This window comes from Caldicellulosiruptor changbaiensis, from assembly GCF_003999255.1.
Lineage (GTDB): Bacteria > Bacillota > Thermoanaerobacteria > Caldicellulosiruptorales > Caldicellulosiruptoraceae > Caldicellulosiruptor > Caldicellulosiruptor changbaiensis.
In genome coordinates, this window is the sequence record NZ_CP034791.1 from 2,785,259 (window position 1) to 2,802,950 (window position 17,692).

Below are 17,692 nucleotides of genomic sequence, written 5' to 3' on the forward strand. Positions count from 1 at the left end.
TATTTCCACAGGAGGAGATATCTTTATGAAAAAGAAAATTGCAATAATCTCATTTATTGTGTGTATTCTTTTTGCCTTGTCTGCAATAGCTTCATCTCCAACAAATTATAAAGCGCTTTATGAAAAGCTTTTAAAAGATTATAATAACTTGAAAACTGAAAATCAGAAGCTAAAAAACGACATAGCCCTACTTAAAAAGAAAAATGAGGAACTACAAAAGAAAATATCATCTATGCCTCAACTATCCTATTATGATGTTTTAATCAACGGAATTAGTACTGCTCAAAAAGTACCTTTTATAAGCTACGGTGGAAGAAGATATGTCCACTTTGATTCTATTCTCAAAACCTTCTTGAACGTTGGAGATATGGGTTATATCTTTAATGATCAAGCAAAAAGAGTAGAAATAGGTGCTTTTGTGAAAAATAAAAATGGAGTTTGGTTGAGTGATTTAGAATATTTCAATAAAGACAAACGGTATAATGTCAAGGGGGTTTTTTAAAAAATTTTTTTAGATAATTAGGGCAAAAAAGACAATAAAATACCGAGCCGCTCAGCATGGAAAAATTTAACTGGCAGCTTGTTTGGGAAAGATTATTAAATTAAAAAATTGGGACTAACTAAGTATTGTAAACATCACCTCTTTCTTGATATATTTGACCTTTGCTGAGCATGGCAAAGATCAAAGGAATTAAGCGTCTTGCGGTTAGGACGAGGGCACGTTTATGCTGATGCTTGGTAACCTCTGAGAACTTCTTGTTGTAGAAGGCTTTGTAGCGTACTGTGTGCACCCTTACACAGTTAGCAGCTTCAACAAGATAGTATCTCAGGTATTGGTTACCACACTTAGCTAATGAGACATCTTGGGCATTGAAGTTGCCTGATTGGTACTGAGTCCAAACAAGGCCAGAATACTTTGCCAAAGCAGCTTCATTTTTGAAGCGCTTGATATCACCGATTTCAGCGATGATGCCGGCTGCAAGAACATCTCCTATGCCAGGGACGGTTGTTAATGTTTGAGAGAAAGCTTTAAGAAGTTTTGAGATTTCTTTGTCGAGTTTTTTAAGTTGTTCTTGCATAAATCTAATGTTTTCAAGGGTCATAGACAAAGCTAAGTCATTTGCCTCAGCCAACAGAGGATGTAATCTGTATGAACGCTTGAGCCTCGGTTTTAAGTATTTCAGCGATTTTATTGACATCTGAGAGTCTATTGTTGCCGTTATCGGATACGAATTTAATTAAGTCTTCTAAAGGCATAGAAGCGATATCATCAGGTGTAAAGTTTTCGATGATAGCACAAGAAGCTTTACCGAAGATATCTGAAAATGGACAGTCTTGAGAATAAGTAGAGAATTTAAGGTATATGAGATTGAGAGCTCTGTTTTTTTCGCGAGTTAGATTGTGAACAAGATGATAGCGCATTCTGGTAAGGCGTTGTAGTGCAGCATATTTAAAATCAGGCAAAGGTGTTGGGTTGAGTTTGCTGAACCTGACACATTCAGCGATGATAATTGCATCGATGCTATCTGTTTTAGGCAAGAAAGTGTAGATTTTTTTGAAGCCTTTGACTATGCTTGGGTTGAGAACATAAAAAGTTGGTTTATATGGCAGCAGTTCAGATGAAGAAGCAAGATACAAGTGCAGATGCCAAGCGTAATGTGAAGTTGCTTCCATGCCAAACTTAATACAGGATAGATTATACTGGCTGAGGCAGTCAATAACTCTTTTGATTAATTCGTTAGCGCCTTCTTGATCATTAGGCAAGGAAAAAGGTTTTTTAATCAAGTGATTACCGGCATCATCGATGAAGAAGATAGAATTTGACTGACTACTGATATCAATGCCCACGATTAAAGTATTTGGCAATTTGAAGACCTCCTTTTTGCAAGTAGTGGTAAGAAAAAGTGTTAAGCCCTTTATCCTTGGGGATTACATGTAATGCAGCCTCGCCGATATTAGAGCTACGGAGCAGTTTACAGGGTGCACACATCTGATATGCTCAAATCAGATGTGGTAACCTGACCGTGCACAGCAAACGAGTAAACATTACTCATGTAATCCTTTGGGGTTCAGTCTTTCGCAAGCTGTGGCGTGCAGATGTCAAAGCACGTCCAGCAGGAGGTGTTCAAAATATATCCAAATAAACTAAATCAGGCTTAAACTTTTTCTGATTTTAGTTTACCAAAGATAAAGGGCAAATTTAAACTGTAGCAGTCAATTTTAATATTCAATTTTTGAGAAATGAGTGTTTTAAGAAAGGTGCATTATCAAAATGAATTTCCAGTAATCAATTGGTACTGATAATTAAATGTACCAATTGAGATATGAAGTTTTAAGTGATTTGATAATCATATTATACGAGAAGGGAGTTACTATGAATTTGGCTTTAACTCAACTGATGCTGTTGTAAATGGGAAAAAGTTTTATAAAAATATATGGTGGTATGATCGGGCTTATAAAGATAGGAAATTTAGACTAATATATAAGTTACACGGTAAATATGCTAAATTTCAATTCAAATATGGTGTGCTTGATTCTTCTGGAAAAGGCGTAAGAGGAGCAGTAAGAATTTATGGTGATAATGAACTTCTTGGTGAGTATACTTGTGAGCTTTATGATGACCCAAAATCAGCAACTCTTAATATATCCGGGGTTAATTATTTGACCGTAGAATTTGAAAGTTTAGTAGATAACGGTGAAAAAATTTACATGAGTATTTGTGACCCACTTCTTATTCCATAAATCATATACAATTTCAGCGATATTATTAAGTACTGCAAATTAAGGGTAATGTTAATCTTGAGTAATTCCCTCTATTGTTTAAATACCATTTTATAACAAAAACCTCCTTCTTGAATATTCATGCTTGTATCCTAATTATCAAACAAGAAGGAGGTTCTTTTTTTTAAATGTTTAATTGCTATTTCTTTTTCCATCCTCTAATTTTCTCCAAGCCTCTTTTGGAATTTCATCTATCACAGGAACTTTTTCAAGCTTGTCAATTTTGTCGATTTCTTCACGAAGTTCATCTAAGGTTATATTAAAAAATCTTTTTTTATACCTTTCATCATACCACCAACATGCAGGATATACCGTGTTGTCGCTATTGACTTTAAATATAAATCTATTTTCAGATGCAATCCACCACACACCTGGTTTATCTTTTCTTTTTTCTATCATAAAAACAAATTTTTCACCAGGCTGCATTTCAAAAAGATCTGATTTATTAAATGGGTCATACAATGCAAAACAAAGCTCTATTTGCTTGTCATCCACATTTCCTTTTAGGACTTTCTCAACTTCAACTGTTACATATAATCTGGGTACTGTAGTTGACGGTGTTCCTAATTTGGATTGTAATTCATATACGTTAGTTCCTGGTTTTGCCTGTACTGTTTCAGTTGTTTCTTCTTTTTTAACTACTTTTCCTACAATTACTGCTTGTGAATTTTTGACGTAGTACTCAAAAGTCAAATGTTGGTAACTTTTTAAAGGATCATAATATATAATTGGCTTCTCATAATTTTTCATTTTATTCGTATCTTTCTTTATGTAATTCAAAAAAGGTAAGCTAAAAAGTAGGATCACTGTTATAAGTATACAACTAATTTTAACGCTTTTTTTCATTTTGATCTAACCTCCTCATAATTATCCGCTAAATACTCAAAATATTTAATTGTAACAGTTAAAGCCATACATTTTTTCTATGTGATAAATATATATACATTCAAACCATCCTTGAAAAGTTATAAGTAAGTGAATTCCCAAAAAAGTCATTCCAACAGTTAGGAATAAATTTTTGTCTCCTGTCAAACAACTTTTATGAAAACTTTTGACCAGTAATATTTCAATTTCAAGTGCTATAATTATCGAAACAAATAAAGTAGTTATAAATAAGTCTGTCACATTATTACCTCCTTTTTACTTCTCAAGAAGCAATGAAACAAACATTAGAATTATCTCTTTCTAACTTAATGCATGTTACACAATGTTTCAGTAAAATTATCTGATTTTATTTTTTTAAACAAGTGGTGGTTTTATTATAGATTTACAATTAGAAAATGTAAACCCTAAAAATTTTAAAAAAATACCCAATAAATAAAACTTTTTTGGTTATTGTCATTCTCTTTTTAGAATTTTTCGCTACTTTAATTACAATTATCATTGATTTATATTCTCAGCGTATAATAAACCAAACCCAAAAAATATACATTTGCTAAAAATAAAGAGCATAGCCGATGTAAGTAATATCTCATAAGGATAAAGTTCTTAACAAATAAATTTTTCAAAGATCTATCAAATAAACATAGAGGCTACCCATTTTTTGGATAGCCTCTTGCTGCTTAAAATATAACTTGTTATTGTTGGCTGTGTATTTATAATATTAGCTTTTTAAGGTGCTGGTGTAATTAACCTTGTTGGAAAATCATTGGTATTATAAGCTATCGTACAATCTACACCAGAAACTTTTGTAATTGAAACTCTTATTCTTTGATTGTTGAAACTAATATCGGAAGAAGTAGAAATATTAAAAACCAATTGATGATTCTCTGCACCAGTCTTACTTCCGTCAGTGGGAAAGATGGTCATTTATCTGGTTATTTGCACCATAACTGGGCGAATAGCCTATAAGTGTTCTCCATGTAGAATTGCAATAGAAATACTTGCTATCTGTAGAGCCACTATACGTACACCAAAGCAATTACCCCTTCACAGCACCGGCTATCATACCTTTTAAAAGCTTGTCTTGCAAAACAAAGTAAATTATTATGCTTGGTATTGCTGATATCACAACTGCAGCAAACATTTTGGTAAGCTCTGCACCGTACATCCCCCTGAAGTTCAAAAGCCCAACAGGCAGTGTCATAAGTTCTGGAGTTTGTATCAAAACCAAGGGTATCAAAAGGTCATTCCATGCGCCAAGGAAATTGAAGACTGCAATTGTTACAAAAGCCGGCATCGTCAACGGAAGAATTATCTTGTAAAATATCTTGTAGACAGAGCAGCCGTCAATCAAAGCTGCTTCTTCTAACTCACGCGGGATGGTTTTGTAAAATCCTGTTAGAATGTATATGGATGTGGGCAGGGCAAATGCAACTGTTGGAATCAAAAGTCCTATGCGGGAGTCTAAAAGGTTTAGCTTTTTGAAGTTTATAAAAAGTGGAATTAATATTATTTGGATTGGGACCATAATCCCCGACAAAAAATAGTTCAAAACCTTTTGACTTGATCGCCATATCATCCTCTCAATTGCATATGCTGCCATTGAGCTTATAATAAGCGAAAAAATTACACTTACAGAAGAGATTATGAGACTGTTTATCGTAAACCTCTGAATTCCCATAGTCACCCATGCATCATAGTAATTTTTAAGTTGAAGTTTGGACAATTGCGGCAAACCAAAAGGATTTGCCAAAAAATCATTGTTAGTCTTTACCGAGTTGTACACAAGCCATATTAATGGAAATAATGTCAATATTGAATAAAAGGTCAAAAATGCGAATATTATTGCTTTTGCCACAGGAGAAAGTTTAATGTATTTTGCAAACACTTTCATACCACCTCACAAAATTTAGTACACCTCTTCTCTTTTAGCAGCAAACCTATTTATAAGAACAGTAACTAAAATGCTTACAACAAACAAAAAGGTTGACGCTGCACTTCCAAGACCATACTGAAGTTTGTTAAATGCTGTTCTGTAGATATATGTAGCGATTGTCTCAGAAGCAAAATCTGGACCGCCTTCAGTCATTATCCACGCCATGTCAAAGTACTTCAGTGACCCTGTGATAATCAAAACTATTGAAACTCTCAAGACAGGACGAATTTGAGGAATTATTATTTTAGTGACCATTTTCAGCCCTTGCGCACCATCAACAATAGCTGCTTCAATGATATCCTGTGATATTCCTGAAATAGCTGCGATATACAAAATCATATGATACCCTACCCACTGCCAGCATGTTGTGATGGACAGTGCAAGGATAACATATTTTTGTGAAAGCCACTCCTGCTGCAAAGAATCAAGGCCAATGCTCTTTAAAATTGAATTTATAAGCCCAAAGTCATAGTTATACACAAAAAACCACAATATTCCTATTACAGCACTTGATAAGATATTAGGTATAAAAAAAGCGTTCTGAAAGTATTTTCTTCCTTTTGTTATGTTAACTATACACAAGGCCAGGAAAAGTCCTAAAGTGACCTGGAAAATTAATGAAAGCACTGTTATTTCAATTGTGTGCCAAATTGAGGATAAAAATATCCCATCTGAAAACAGTTCTTTATAATTTTCAAAGCCTACATAAGTCATTGTAGATAGCATATCCCATTTAAAAAGGCTCATATAAAATGAATGCAAAATAGGAAGAGGAATAACCAGTGTAAAAAGTATCAATGCTGGTGCAATGAATATTGCAATAGCTAATTTGTTTCCAAATGCCTTTTCCAATTGTTTCACCTCTCTATTCTTTAGGCTTTTTTGTTCCAATTTCCCTATATTTAGATTGAGCCGAAGAGCACATACAACTCTTCGGCTCACAATTTTTTATTTTTTCATCTCTTTTTTAGCAATCTCTGCAAGTTTCTTGAATGCCTCAACAGGGTCTTTTCCAAGATAGATTGACTGGATTGTGTTGTTAAATCCATCGCCAATTATTGGTCCAAACATGACATCATAGTATGTGAATGAATCTTTTGTGTTCTGGTCCTTTAAGAGGTTCAGAACCTCAAGATATAGCTTTGTAACCTTCTTTGGATCTGGAGTAACTTTAACTGAAGGAATATACCCTGCCTTTTCTGCAATCAGGTCCTTTGCATATCTCTGCTCAGAGAGAAGTTTTAACCATGCTGCAGCTGCTTGCTTGTTCTTGCAGTTTGAACTTACTGCAATGACCTGTTCAATTCCTGCAAGGAAGTTGTTTATATTGCCTTTTCCACCTTCTATCGCTGGCCATTTGAATGCACCTACATATTTCTTGACTGGTGATTGAGTTGACAGATACCCAACATCCCATATTCCCATAACATACATCGCAGCTTTTCCTTGGTCAAATAGATTTCTTGCTGCAACATAATCTAAGCTTGTTGCACCTTTTGGAAAAGCACCAAGTTTGACAAGCTCCTGTATCTTCTTGCCTGTCTCAATAAACGCTTTGTCTGTCCATGCGTTTGGATCTTTTTGGACTTTTCTGTAAGCATCCGGGTCTATTCTGTTTGCAATATACTCTGCATACATTGCCAAAATCCATGGGTCTCTTGCATCAAGTGCAAAAGGTATTATGTTGTTCTTGGTTAAAACCTTTATAACATTTACGAGCTGTGACCATGTCTTTGGAGGTGTAAGTTTGTATTTTGCGAAGATTTGTTTGTTGTAGTATATAACTGTTGCAACTCTTATCTGAGGAATACCATAGATTTTGCCGCCAAAAGTTGTCAGGTCAAAAACGCCATTGACATACCTGTTTTTCCATTGTGGGTCTTTGTTCATGATGTCGCTAATTGGGAAAAGCTTTTTTGCATCTACATATGGTTTCATCTTACCAGCTGCCCACATGTTGAGAATATCTGGTGGATTGTTTGCTGCCATTGCTGTTTGAAGTTTTGTTTTGTACTGCTCACCTGGAGTGTAAACAGCCTTGATTTTCACACCGTACTTGTTAGTAGAGTTAAACTCTTTGATAGCCTGCTCATACACCTGTTTTATTGTGTCAGAGTCAGAAACCCAGCTCCAGAATGTAAGCTCATTTGTTGCACCTTGTACCTTTTTTTCACCCATTTGACCGACTAAAACAACTGAAATTGAAAAGACCACTAAAATAGCTAAAGCCACAACTTTTAACCACTTTTTCATTTAAAATTTACCTCCTTTTATTTTTGTTTTTCACTTTTAATTTTAGTGTCAAATGCCCAATAGCTTATATAGACAAACACAACTTTTTTGTTTAAATTTTTAACCTTGATTGTTTTTCCAAAGCTTGTTTCTTCCACTCAATAGGTGTCATACCATATACTTTTTTGAATACTTGGCTGAAATACTGGGCATCTGAAAATCCAACTGCCTCAGCAATTTCGTAATGCTTTAAGCTGGATGTTTTCAAAAGCTTTTCTGCTTTTTTGAGCCTCACTTCAGTGAGTATCTCTTTAAAAGTTTTTCCAGTTTTGTTTTTCAAAAGCCTGCTAAGATACACAGGGTGAAGATGGACATACTCTGCTACATCATTCAGGCTTATTTGTTTTGAACAATTTGCAAAAATAAAATCAAAGACCATATCAATTATGTTTTTGTTCTCACAGGAATCTAAACGTTGCTGCCTACTTTGTTCAGCTGTTACTTTTTCAACCGCTTTTTTTACAGTTTCTAAAACCTCTTCCTTGGTAAATGGTTTTAAGATATAATCCACAACACCAAGTTTAATTGCTCTGTGGGCATACTCAAATTCTTTATAACCACTCATAAGTATTATATATGGATGTTTTAGTCTACTGTGTACAAACTCTGCTAAATCAAGTCCATCCATAATTGGCATTCTGATATCAGTCAGAATTATATCCACGTTTTCTGTTATCAGGACATTTAAAGCCTCTTCGCTACTATCAATACCGATGACTTTATTAATCCCAATGCTCTCCCAATCTATGGTTTTTACAAGCCTTTCTAGCAAGATTTCTTCATCTTCCACTATCAAAAGAGTGCACATTTTCCTTCTCCTCCTTCTTCACAACTTTATCCCAAGGAAGCTGTATAATAATCTTTGTCCAAAACCCCACTTTACTTTTAATTTCAAAATCAAAGTCTTCCTTATATAGAAGTTTTAGTCTCTTTATGATATTTGGAATTCCAATACCATCGTTCGAGGCATTTTTTATCTTTTCAATCTTTGCATGTTCAATTCCACAGCCATTGTCAACTACCTCAAGCTTGAGCCTGTTTTCTATTTTCTTTGCTCTTATCAAAATTTTTGCATCCCCATTTTTGTTTTTAAATCCATGGACAACTGAATTTTCTACAAGCGGTAAAAGTAAATGCCGAGGAACTTCTGCCTTCAAAACTTCTTCCTGGCTATATACTATCCTGTAGCTGAGCTTTCCAGAAAATCTTATTTTCATAATGGTAAGATAGTGTTCTATCTGCTTGATTTCATCTGCCAAAGAAATTGTTGACTTATTTATTGCCATATTTGATCTCAAAAACTTTGCAAGTGACACAGCAACCACTGAAACGTCTTTGCATCTTCCAAGCTCAGCTAAGGCATTTATGGTATCTAAGGTGTTGTACAGAAAGTGTGGATTTAGCTGCATGTACAAAAGGTTTATCTCTGCATTTTTCCTTGCTATCTCTTCTTCGTACACCCTTATGACAAGCTCATCTATTCTCTTTAGCATTTGATAAAATGAGTTTAGCAAATTTCCTATTTCATCCTTGCGGGCAATTTTGATGTTATTTTTAAGCTTTGAATGTTCCAAATTTCTCATTTGGTAAATGAGCCTTGTTATAGGAGCTGTAATATTTTCGGAAATAAAAATTAAAAACAAAATTGCAAAAATGGCAAGAAAAGAAAAACTTAATATCAAAAGCCGTTTTGTGTACGAAAAGTTATTCAGAAGAGAACTTTCTGAAACTATGTAAATTATTTCCCAATTAAGATCTGGTATAGTTTCTTCAAAGAAAATTGTCTTTGGAACAAGCTTAGTCTCATCTTTTAAAATCAATTTTTCAATGATACTTTCAAACTTGTCTGTTGTCTTAAATATTACTTGATTGGAACTTCTATCGGCAACATAAAATCCACCCTCTGTCAGATGATATTTTTCTATTACATCTTTCAAAAAGTCCAAACTGAAACTTACTATCATCTCACCAACAGGCTGAATCTTATCTCTTGAGAAAAGCTCACATCCAACTACATATACACCTCTGCTTTTGTCATAACCGCCATTTACATACTTTCCTTCTTGCTTTACTATTTCATCGAAAAAACCTTCTTTGATTTGTTTATCATTCTCATATGGCACATCACCCTGGAGCTTTGAGAAAAAGTATATTTCTTTGCTCTTGTTTATAATTTGAACTGACTGAACAATTTCTTTTGTTGAGATATACTGGCTTATCTTTGTCAAGATGTTAGTGTACAGAAAAGAATCTTGGGGATCTGTATATCTTGCAAAGGTCTTTCCAATGTCTGACATGAGGCCATCGTCCATGATAAAGTCATATTTTATGCTGTTGAGCTCTTCAAGAAAATTTTGAACCTCTTTGGCAGCATTTTCAAAGAGAACTTGGTTATAAATGGTGAATTTGCTCAATGTTGAGTTTTTCAGGGAGGTATAAGATAGAACAAATATCAAAGACATTGGAACAAGTACTAAAACCACGAAGGCTATCAAAAGTTTGTTTTTAAGTTTTATATCGTTCCACTTTCCCAAAAGCTTTTTAATCATTTTCATCTCTCTCCTGACACCAAATGTCAAAAAGACTACACTACCGTCTTCTTCAAAAATAGACGGCAGTGTAGTCTTCTTATTGATCTACAAAAGAACCTCTATTTTCTTGCACAAGCCTTTTCTTATCTCATGCGAGTATGGTTTATGCACCATTTCACCTTCAACCTCAACCACTTTATCATCAAAATGCAGAATATACTTTGAAACTTTTACATCTTTGTCATATGTGTTAAGCCTGTGCGGATTGTGATAAATAACCAGTGTTCTGCCAAATAGAACTGCTGCTAATTGATTTTTACCTAAAACTATGGTTTGCCTGTTGCCATTTACTATAATCTCAAATTCTTTTTTATCTTCTGTAAACATCCAGCCCGGAAGTTTTGGAGACAGTTTAAAAATTAGATCTCCATTTTTGTATTCAAATGGTTTTTCACCAAACAGCATAATCAGCTCCATATTTAAAAACTCTGTTGTGGTGCCAGAAAGCCTTGCAACAAAACCTGTGCCCCAGATACTTTTGTCAGGATTGCTTGAGCTTGCAATAAACGACGAATTCTCAAATATTGATCTTCCATAAACCGCTGGGTCCATATATGGTGGCAAAACCATTTTGAAGTCTTCAAAAAACTCTGTATAAAGTCCACCTTTTAAAAGCTCCAGTAAGTATTTATACTCCATGTGCATAAATATGGATTCATTTTCAAGCCAGCCAGGTGTGAAGGCTTTTATCCTTCCAAGCTGATTTGGTTCATTTTTGAGGCTTTCGTTTGTCTTGTACATTTTGAGCACTTTGTCGTAAAGGTCACTTTCTTTAACGCTTTGATAAATCTTTCTTTTTGTTTCTACATCGTCAATTATTTTCATTGCCCTTACCTGTGACTCCAAGAAGAATGCCACCTTTTTCTGTTCAAATTTCTTAATTTTAACCTCTTGCTTTTTCTCATCATACTCATATTCAACTGGCTGGTTTATAAAGTAGGTATAAAAAAGTCCTTTTTGACTATCAAAAGCCTTTTCTTTTGCCTTTGAAAGTTTTCTTTCACAAAGATCCAAAAATTCCAAAAGATCTTTTCTATATATTTTGGCCATGTTGCCGCTTATGCCAAACCTTGTCTTGATCCTGTACTCCTCTTTGATAGCGTTGCTTTCCTCCCAGTACAAAAGCGTGTTTTCATGGTGATCTGTATCAGCAAGAAGATTTTTAAGTTTTACAAAGAACTCGAAAAGTTCTTCAAAAACATCAATTTCCTTGACATCTTCAAGATAAACCTCAAAATATTTCTTGAGCATTCTCACAAGCCTCAAAAGCTCAAACGTCTCACACACAGACGAACCAAAAATTCCTGGAAGCCCGTTTAGTGCATCGTTCCAGCCAGGCTTTGATGCCTCCATCTCCACTCCAACACCAAATGGGTCCAAAGTTGCCATTCTGTTCAGAAGTATTACTAAAAGCTTTTCAATGAGGCTGCCTGTGTAAACATCACCTTGGCCACTGTAGGTTCTTACATATCTTTTCCTGTCAGCACGAGAGTTTATGAGCTCTTGTTTTTCTTTGTCAAGCGCATATGCGCCGTGCTGTTTCACTTTTCCATCTATAATTTTTATTCTTTCTCTTCTTGGTTTTACATAATGTTCATTGTCATAGTAATAATATTTTCTTTGCAAAAGTAGCTGTTTCATTTTATCAGGATATACGCTTTCGAAGTTTTCAATTAAATCTAAGTTGTAAGTAAAATGGTCTATCCAATAACCTTCACCGGGGTCTGCTTCAATTATTTTCTCTGAATTTACAAGACAGCAGTTTACAAATTCTTCTTTTGATATGTTGATTTTTATATTATGGATTTCTAAAAACTTTATAAGTTCATATGGCAAATAGTCTCTTTCAAAAAACCTTTTTAACTCTTCTTTGCCATTTACTATATACTTCTCCAGATGTTCAAGGTTATTTAACCTGTACTTTATACCTTTTACAACCAGAGGATTATAGCTATCAAGCTGAATGAGGCTGATGAAGTACCATACATTAAAGTCAAAAATGTCTGGGTTGAACAGAATATCGTTTCGCCTGTTCTGGTTGATGTCTCTGAAGTTTCCATTACCCTGGGAATAATATGTGTCTTGAATTTCAAAAAAGTTATAATCTCTCTCCAAATCCCCATGTTTTCGTGAAAACAGATATATAACATCCTTTTTGTCATCATGATCAATTGTGAAAGGCACACCGCCGCGCAAGATATTGTCAAGATAGCACATTTTGGCATACTCATCTAATTTTTTGTCTGAAGTCACAATTGTATTGTTTGTAACAATAGCATCGATTATAGCTTTGTTCTCTTCAAACGCTCTGTCAAAAAACTCAGAAGAGCAAATAGAATCAACAAAGCAGTTTAGTTCATCAATGCTTTTTGCATGTCCTATGATACTGCATAAAATCAAAGTCTGCTGTGGATCTAAAGTCCTCTTTGCATACACAAAAGCGCAGCATGTCTTGTTCGCAAAAACCTGATTTGATATGTCAAGCCTATCTGCAAAGATAAATTCATATGGCTTTGCTATTTCTGAGCTTATTCCAAAAATAATTTTTGGGTCAATTATAACATCGCATCTTTCAAAGCTGCCCTGCGTATTGTCAAAACTTACAAAGAAATTGCCCTCTTTTATTTCAACAACTTCTGTTGTGTCCTCAGAAGATGAATGAAATCTAAAGTATGGAGCTTTTTTGTCTAAATTCTCAACAAAATTCCATGCCTCACTTGTCCTGCTCATGTTCTTCAGTGCAAAGTCACTTTTACCGTATGGAACAATCAAGGCAAGCCCATCTAAAGCTTCAATATCCACAGGCTTTTGTGAAATATTTGTTACTTTTATCTCCCTCACAAGAGAAGCCACATTCTTGGTTGGAAGTGTGTAATACCTTACTTCTGTCTTGATACCAATATTTGGATTTTCTTCGTAAATCTCAAGATGGTCAGCAAAAATGGACATCTTGCTTTTTGCAAAATTGAGTAGATTCTCTGTTTGAAAAGGCTCATAAAAGAGGTTTCTGTTTAGTTTCAAAAAGGTTCTAAACCCGTGTGTTGATGCAAGCCTGTAAGCCTTGTCGGCCGGCAAAAATTCTAAAATTGCCCCGTCTTTGTTCTTTGTCCCGAACGACACTATACACTGTCCTCTGTTCACATAAAAGCACCAAAGTGGAATTCCAAATATGCCTGCAATCCCGGGCAAAAAACTCGAAAATGGTTTTGAAAGCTGATAGTTCTCTATGCAAAATGAGTTTGTTTTCTCATCATAATAGTACTTAGGATTTGCCTGCAATTTTCTTAACCCCCTTCTTTTTAATTTAAAATACAGGGTTGCAAGACCACTCATTGTCTTGCAACCCTTTCTTACAAAATCACAATATCATATTAGATTCTATTTTTACTGATCACTTACAACAGTCAGTGTTACATCATCAAGATATATGTCAAGTGGAAGAGGAGGAGCCACATTGTTTATCGGCCCAAACTCAAATACAACCTTTGTCACATCTGTTGGCTGTGTAACTTTAAATCTGAGAGTATACTCTTGCTGTTGAGTTCCGATATCAAATACAGTTGTTGGTGCATATGGTATAAACCATGGGGCAGATGTCAGTGACTTGTCAATTGCAATATTGATGTCGCAATCTACCTTTTGCACCCCTCAAAATTTTTTATGCTTTTCTACTTTAGATTTATCAAAATTATATAAACAAAAAAAGGCATTATTTTTTAGTTATAGTCACTGCTTTTAAGTATTTTTTATCGTTATTGTTTTACAAACAATCTTCTATTCCTGCAAGCTCTTTTGGACATCTCTGTATTCATTTGGCGTAAGCCCTGTTATTTCCTTAAAAATTCTTGCAAAGTGTTTTGGGCTTTTGTAACCAACTTTGGATGCTATTTCCCACACTTTTAAGTCTGTTTTGGCAAGCAGCTCTTTTGCCTTCTCAACCCTGACTTTGTTTAGGTAATCTAAAAAACTCATTCCTGTTTTTTCTTTGAAGATGCTTGAAAAATAATAGTAATTGAGCGAAACGTGGTTTGCTACCATTGCCATATTGATCTCTTTGTGATAGTTCAAATTGATAAACTTAATTGCTTCATCAATTTCATCTTTTACACTGAGAATACCTTTCAAAGAAATTACTATTTCAGTTGCTTCGTGTACAAATTTCTTTATGTAATTAACATATTCTAAAATTGATGAGAAATTGAATATATCAGATAATTTCTGATATTCATGAAAATCAAGTACCTTTTTAGGAACGTGATGACAAAGCCACTCTACAACATTGCTGTAAAGTGTTTTTGTGACATTTAAAATATCTTCAGCAGCACTTTTCATGAAAAATTCATTGCACAAAATGCTTTCCAAGCAGGAAATCGCTTCTTTTTGTTTGCCTGCAAGAATCAGTTCTTTTAGCTTCTCAATATTGTTAAACTTGTTTATTTTTTCTGTCTCACGCCATTTGACTGACAACCAGAATTCAATGTTTTTATTAGATGCAAAAGCATAAATAGCTGTTTTGAAAGAATTTTCATAAAGCTTTTTTATCTCATCAAAAGACTGGGGCAGATCGCAAATTCCGATATATACCCGCTTATCTATAGTATTCAAGTATATTTTCCCAATATTCTCAAAACAATTCGCGTCTTCTGATAATACAAGAATATCTTTCCTATGATTATATATTGTAGAAATATAACTTTCTCCTGATAGAATCTTAGAAAGCTTTACTCTTTCCTCTTCTGTCTCAAAACCGGTTTGTTCAGAAACATCACCACATCTTAAAATGTAGATGCTGTATACCTTTTTTTCAATCGGAATCTCTAACTCTTTAAGCCTTTCTTTGAATCTTTCAATCTCCAAACCGGAAAATATTATATTGTTTATCTCTGCTTCCAACATCTTTAACTTCATTATTCTTTGAAAGGAAATCAAACGCAAATTATTTTCTTCTTGTGCAATCTCTTCCTTTACTTTTTCTATAATTTCAATCAACTCTTTCTTATCAATGGGCTTTAAAATATATCCTTTAGCACCGTATTGCATGCATTCCTTGGCATAATTAAATTCATCATAGCCACTTATTATAACCACTTTGGGTTTGTGTTGTAAATTCTGTATCTTTTTAAGCACAGAAATACCATCAATTTGGGGTAATCTTATGTCGAGTATTAAGATATCAACTTTTTCCGAAAACAGAATATCCAGTGCCTCTTTGCCATTTGAAGCTTCTTTGATTTCATCTAAATCATTAAAATTTCTCTCCAAGATGGTTCTGATACCTTTTCTGATAAGTTTTTCATCATCCACAATTAAAACCTTTCTCATATTCTTTCTCGCCTCTTTTGAAATAGAATACAAATCCTATATTTTTTTATATGGCAAAGTTATTGTAACTTTTGTAAACTCACCGTGTTTGCTCTCTATTTTTATTCCATATTCTCTTCCATAGGCAAGTTTTATCCTCTCATTTACATTTTTTAATGCAATCCCTTGGCCTTGGCAAAATTCAGTTTCAGTGTCATTTTCCAAAGCTGACTGCAAAGCTGTGAGTTTTTCAAGCTCTATTCCAAGTCCATCATCTAAAATTGAAATTACAACAAACTCTCCAATTATACTTGCATCTATGAAAATATTGCCACCTTCACCTTTTGGCTCTATTCCATAATTTATTGCGTTTTCAATTATTGGCTGTAAAATCAATTTAGGAACCTCATAATTCAAAATCTCATCATCTACACTTACAAGCAACTTTATCTCGTTGTCATACCTGATATTCATAAGTGCTATATAATTCTGAATATTTTCAATCTCTTCCTTTAACGTAACAAACTTTCTTTTCCAGTTCATATTGTATCTCATCATTTTACCAAGCTTTGTAATTGCATCAGAAACGTCGTAGTTTTCAGCATATTCAGCCATCATTTTTATATTTTCAAGAACATTGTAAATAAAATGTGCATTTATCTGGGATTGCAATGCTTTTATCTGGGCATCTTTTTGGGCAACCTCTCTTCTCACAGTTTCACCTATTAATATCTTTAATCTTTCAACCATGTTTAAAAAGTGCAGAGCAAGTTCATCTATCTCGTCATCGCCTTTAACATCGATAGAAACATCAAAATTGCCATTTTCAACAGCTCTCATGCTGAGAATAACCTGTCTTAATTTTTTAAGAATCAAAGTAATCAGAATAAAAATAAGGACAGAAGAGGTAATAATCAGCACAAGTACCTGAGCAAGCATCTGAAAAGTTATTCTATTTATCTTATTTGAAAGTTCATCAAACAAAATTAGCTTATAAAGGGTTACTCCTAATACAGGAATATGAGAATATACAAAAGCAGCAGAATTTTTGTTAATCTTCAAATGAACTATTCCATCTTCTGCACCGGCCTTGCTTTTTTGCTTCAAAATTTGTATAAGTTTTTTTGTGTCTATATTCAGCCTTTTGAGAAAAATTGGCGTTTGTTTGCTCAAAATTACCTCGCCACTTTGTGACAACGCAATTGTGACTGAATTGCTGTTTTCTCTTGTAAGTTCATTTGCAAAAAATTCATCAACCTTCATGTTAACCTCAATTATTCCTATCAAATTACCTACCAAATCTGTTACTTTAGTATATAATGATACAACTTTTTCTTCATTATTCAGAGGTGGACCAAGTATATCCACATTATCAATTTTCCAAAGCGAGATTTGGTTTTGATCTGATAAAAATTTGTCTATGAATCTGAAGTCCTTGAGTCTATCAATTTGGTATAGAGTTGGCCAAACTTCTGGGAGAAAACTGTTATTTGTAAAAAATCTAATTCTGTTTATGTTGAAATTTACATATTGAAGATATTCTATCTTGTCAAGGACATTTATTTTGAATGAAAAGATTTCATCAACGCTCCTTTCCTGATATACCGAAACAAATTCAATAAACTCCTGATTGTTTAAAATGAACTGTGTCGCCTTTATATATTGCTCAACATTTTTGATAATGTCGTTTCTTAATTTATTCATTTCAAAAGTTATATTACTCACATACTCTTTTTCTGTAAAAACTCTAACCTTGTGAAAAGCATTAACCTGAAGTATTGAAAGTGGTATGGCCACTATGAGAACGTATGTGAGAATAAGCTTCTGTCGAATATTCAATTTCAATATTTTACTCAGGAATTTAGTGATTGCTGTCTTGAACATACAAAACTCATCCTCAGTTTTTTAT

The 17,692-nt window shown here is 34.0% G+C and carries 12 protein-coding genes and 1 pseudogene; 2 read left to right on the top strand and 11 right to left on the bottom strand.

Going from position 1 to position 17,692, the window contains the following annotated elements:
• Window positions 1–25: 25 nt before the first annotated feature.
• Window positions 26–502, top strand: coding sequence for a hypothetical protein (locus ELD05_RS13345; protein ID WP_127352810.1), 477 nt, complete (start codon window positions 26–28; stop codon window positions 500–502).
• Window positions 503–620: 118 nt separating this feature from the next.
• Here the strand turns inward: ELD05_RS13345 and ELD05_RS15105 are convergent.
• Window positions 621–1,866, bottom strand: a pseudogene (locus tag ELD05_RS15105) (IS110 family RNA-guided transposase).
• A gap of 612 nt (window positions 1,867–2,478) precedes the next feature.
• On the opposite strand from ELD05_RS15105, the gene ELD05_RS14675 reads away from it, so the two are divergent.
• On the top strand, window positions 2,479–2,742 hold the full coding sequence (locus ELD05_RS14675) for an NPCBM/NEW2 domain-containing protein (protein WP_277601453.1): 264 nt from the start codon (window positions 2,479–2,481) through the stop codon (window positions 2,740–2,742).
• Window positions 2,743–2,913: 171 nt separating this feature from the next.
• Here ELD05_RS14675 and ELD05_RS13360 read toward each other — a convergent pair whose 3' ends face one another.
• The 10 genes from ELD05_RS13360 to ELD05_RS13415 form a co-directional block, all read right to left on the bottom strand.
• A complete protein-coding gene (locus tag ELD05_RS13360; RefSeq protein ID WP_241243521.1) occupies window positions 2,914–3,531 on the bottom strand; it encodes a hypothetical protein in 618 nt (205 codons plus the stop codon).
• A gap of 1,171 nt (window positions 3,532–4,702) precedes the next feature.
• On the bottom strand, window positions 4,703–5,557 hold the full coding sequence (locus tag ELD05_RS13375) for a carbohydrate ABC transporter permease (RefSeq protein WP_241243522.1): 855 nt from the start codon (window positions 5,555–5,557) through the stop codon (window positions 4,703–4,705).
• Window positions 5,558–5,572: 15 nt separating this feature from the next.
• Window positions 5,573–6,451 carry a carbohydrate ABC transporter permease gene (locus ELD05_RS13380; protein ID WP_127352814.1) on the bottom strand — a complete coding sequence of 293 codons (879 nt, stop codon included), beginning with the start codon at window positions 6,449–6,451 and terminating at the stop codon, window positions 5,573–5,575.
• A gap of 96 nt (window positions 6,452–6,547) precedes the next feature.
• On the bottom strand, window positions 6,548–7,852 hold the full coding sequence (locus ELD05_RS13385) for an extracellular solute-binding protein (RefSeq protein ID WP_127352815.1): 1,305 nt from the start codon (window positions 7,850–7,852) through the stop codon (window positions 6,548–6,550).
• A gap of 91 nt (window positions 7,853–7,943) precedes the next feature.
• Complete coding sequence (locus ELD05_RS13390) at window positions 7,944–8,699, bottom strand: response regulator transcription factor (RefSeq protein ID WP_127352816.1); 756 nt, start codon at window positions 8,697–8,699, stop codon at window positions 7,944–7,946.
• Complete coding sequence (locus tag ELD05_RS13395) at window positions 8,671–10,440, bottom strand: sensor histidine kinase (RefSeq protein WP_127352817.1); 1,770 nt, start codon at window positions 10,438–10,440, stop codon at window positions 8,671–8,673. Before ELD05_RS13395 ends, ELD05_RS13390 begins: the two co-directional genes overlap by 29 nt.
• Window positions 10,441–10,527: 87 nt before the next feature.
• Entirely contained in the window at window positions 10,528–13,761 is a 3,234-nt protein-coding gene (locus tag ELD05_RS13400; protein ID WP_127352818.1) for a hypothetical protein, read from the bottom strand.
• Between the two features lie 105 nt (window positions 13,762–13,866).
• Entirely contained in the window at window positions 13,867–14,127 is a 261-nt protein-coding gene (locus tag ELD05_RS13405; RefSeq protein ID WP_127352819.1) for a hypothetical protein, read from the bottom strand.
• A gap of 129 nt (window positions 14,128–14,256) precedes the next feature.
• The gene (locus ELD05_RS13410; protein WP_127352820.1) at window positions 14,257–15,804 is read right to left on the bottom strand and encodes a response regulator transcription factor; all 1,548 of its coding nucleotides are present in this window, start codon (window positions 15,802–15,804) and stop codon (window positions 14,257–14,259) included.
• Window positions 15,805–15,840: 36 nt separating this feature from the next.
• Window positions 15,841–17,667, bottom strand: a complete 1,827-nt coding sequence (locus tag ELD05_RS13415) for a sensor histidine kinase (protein WP_127352821.1) — start codon at window positions 17,665–17,667, stop codon at window positions 15,841–15,843.
• Between the last annotated feature and the right edge of the window lie 25 nt (window positions 17,668–17,692).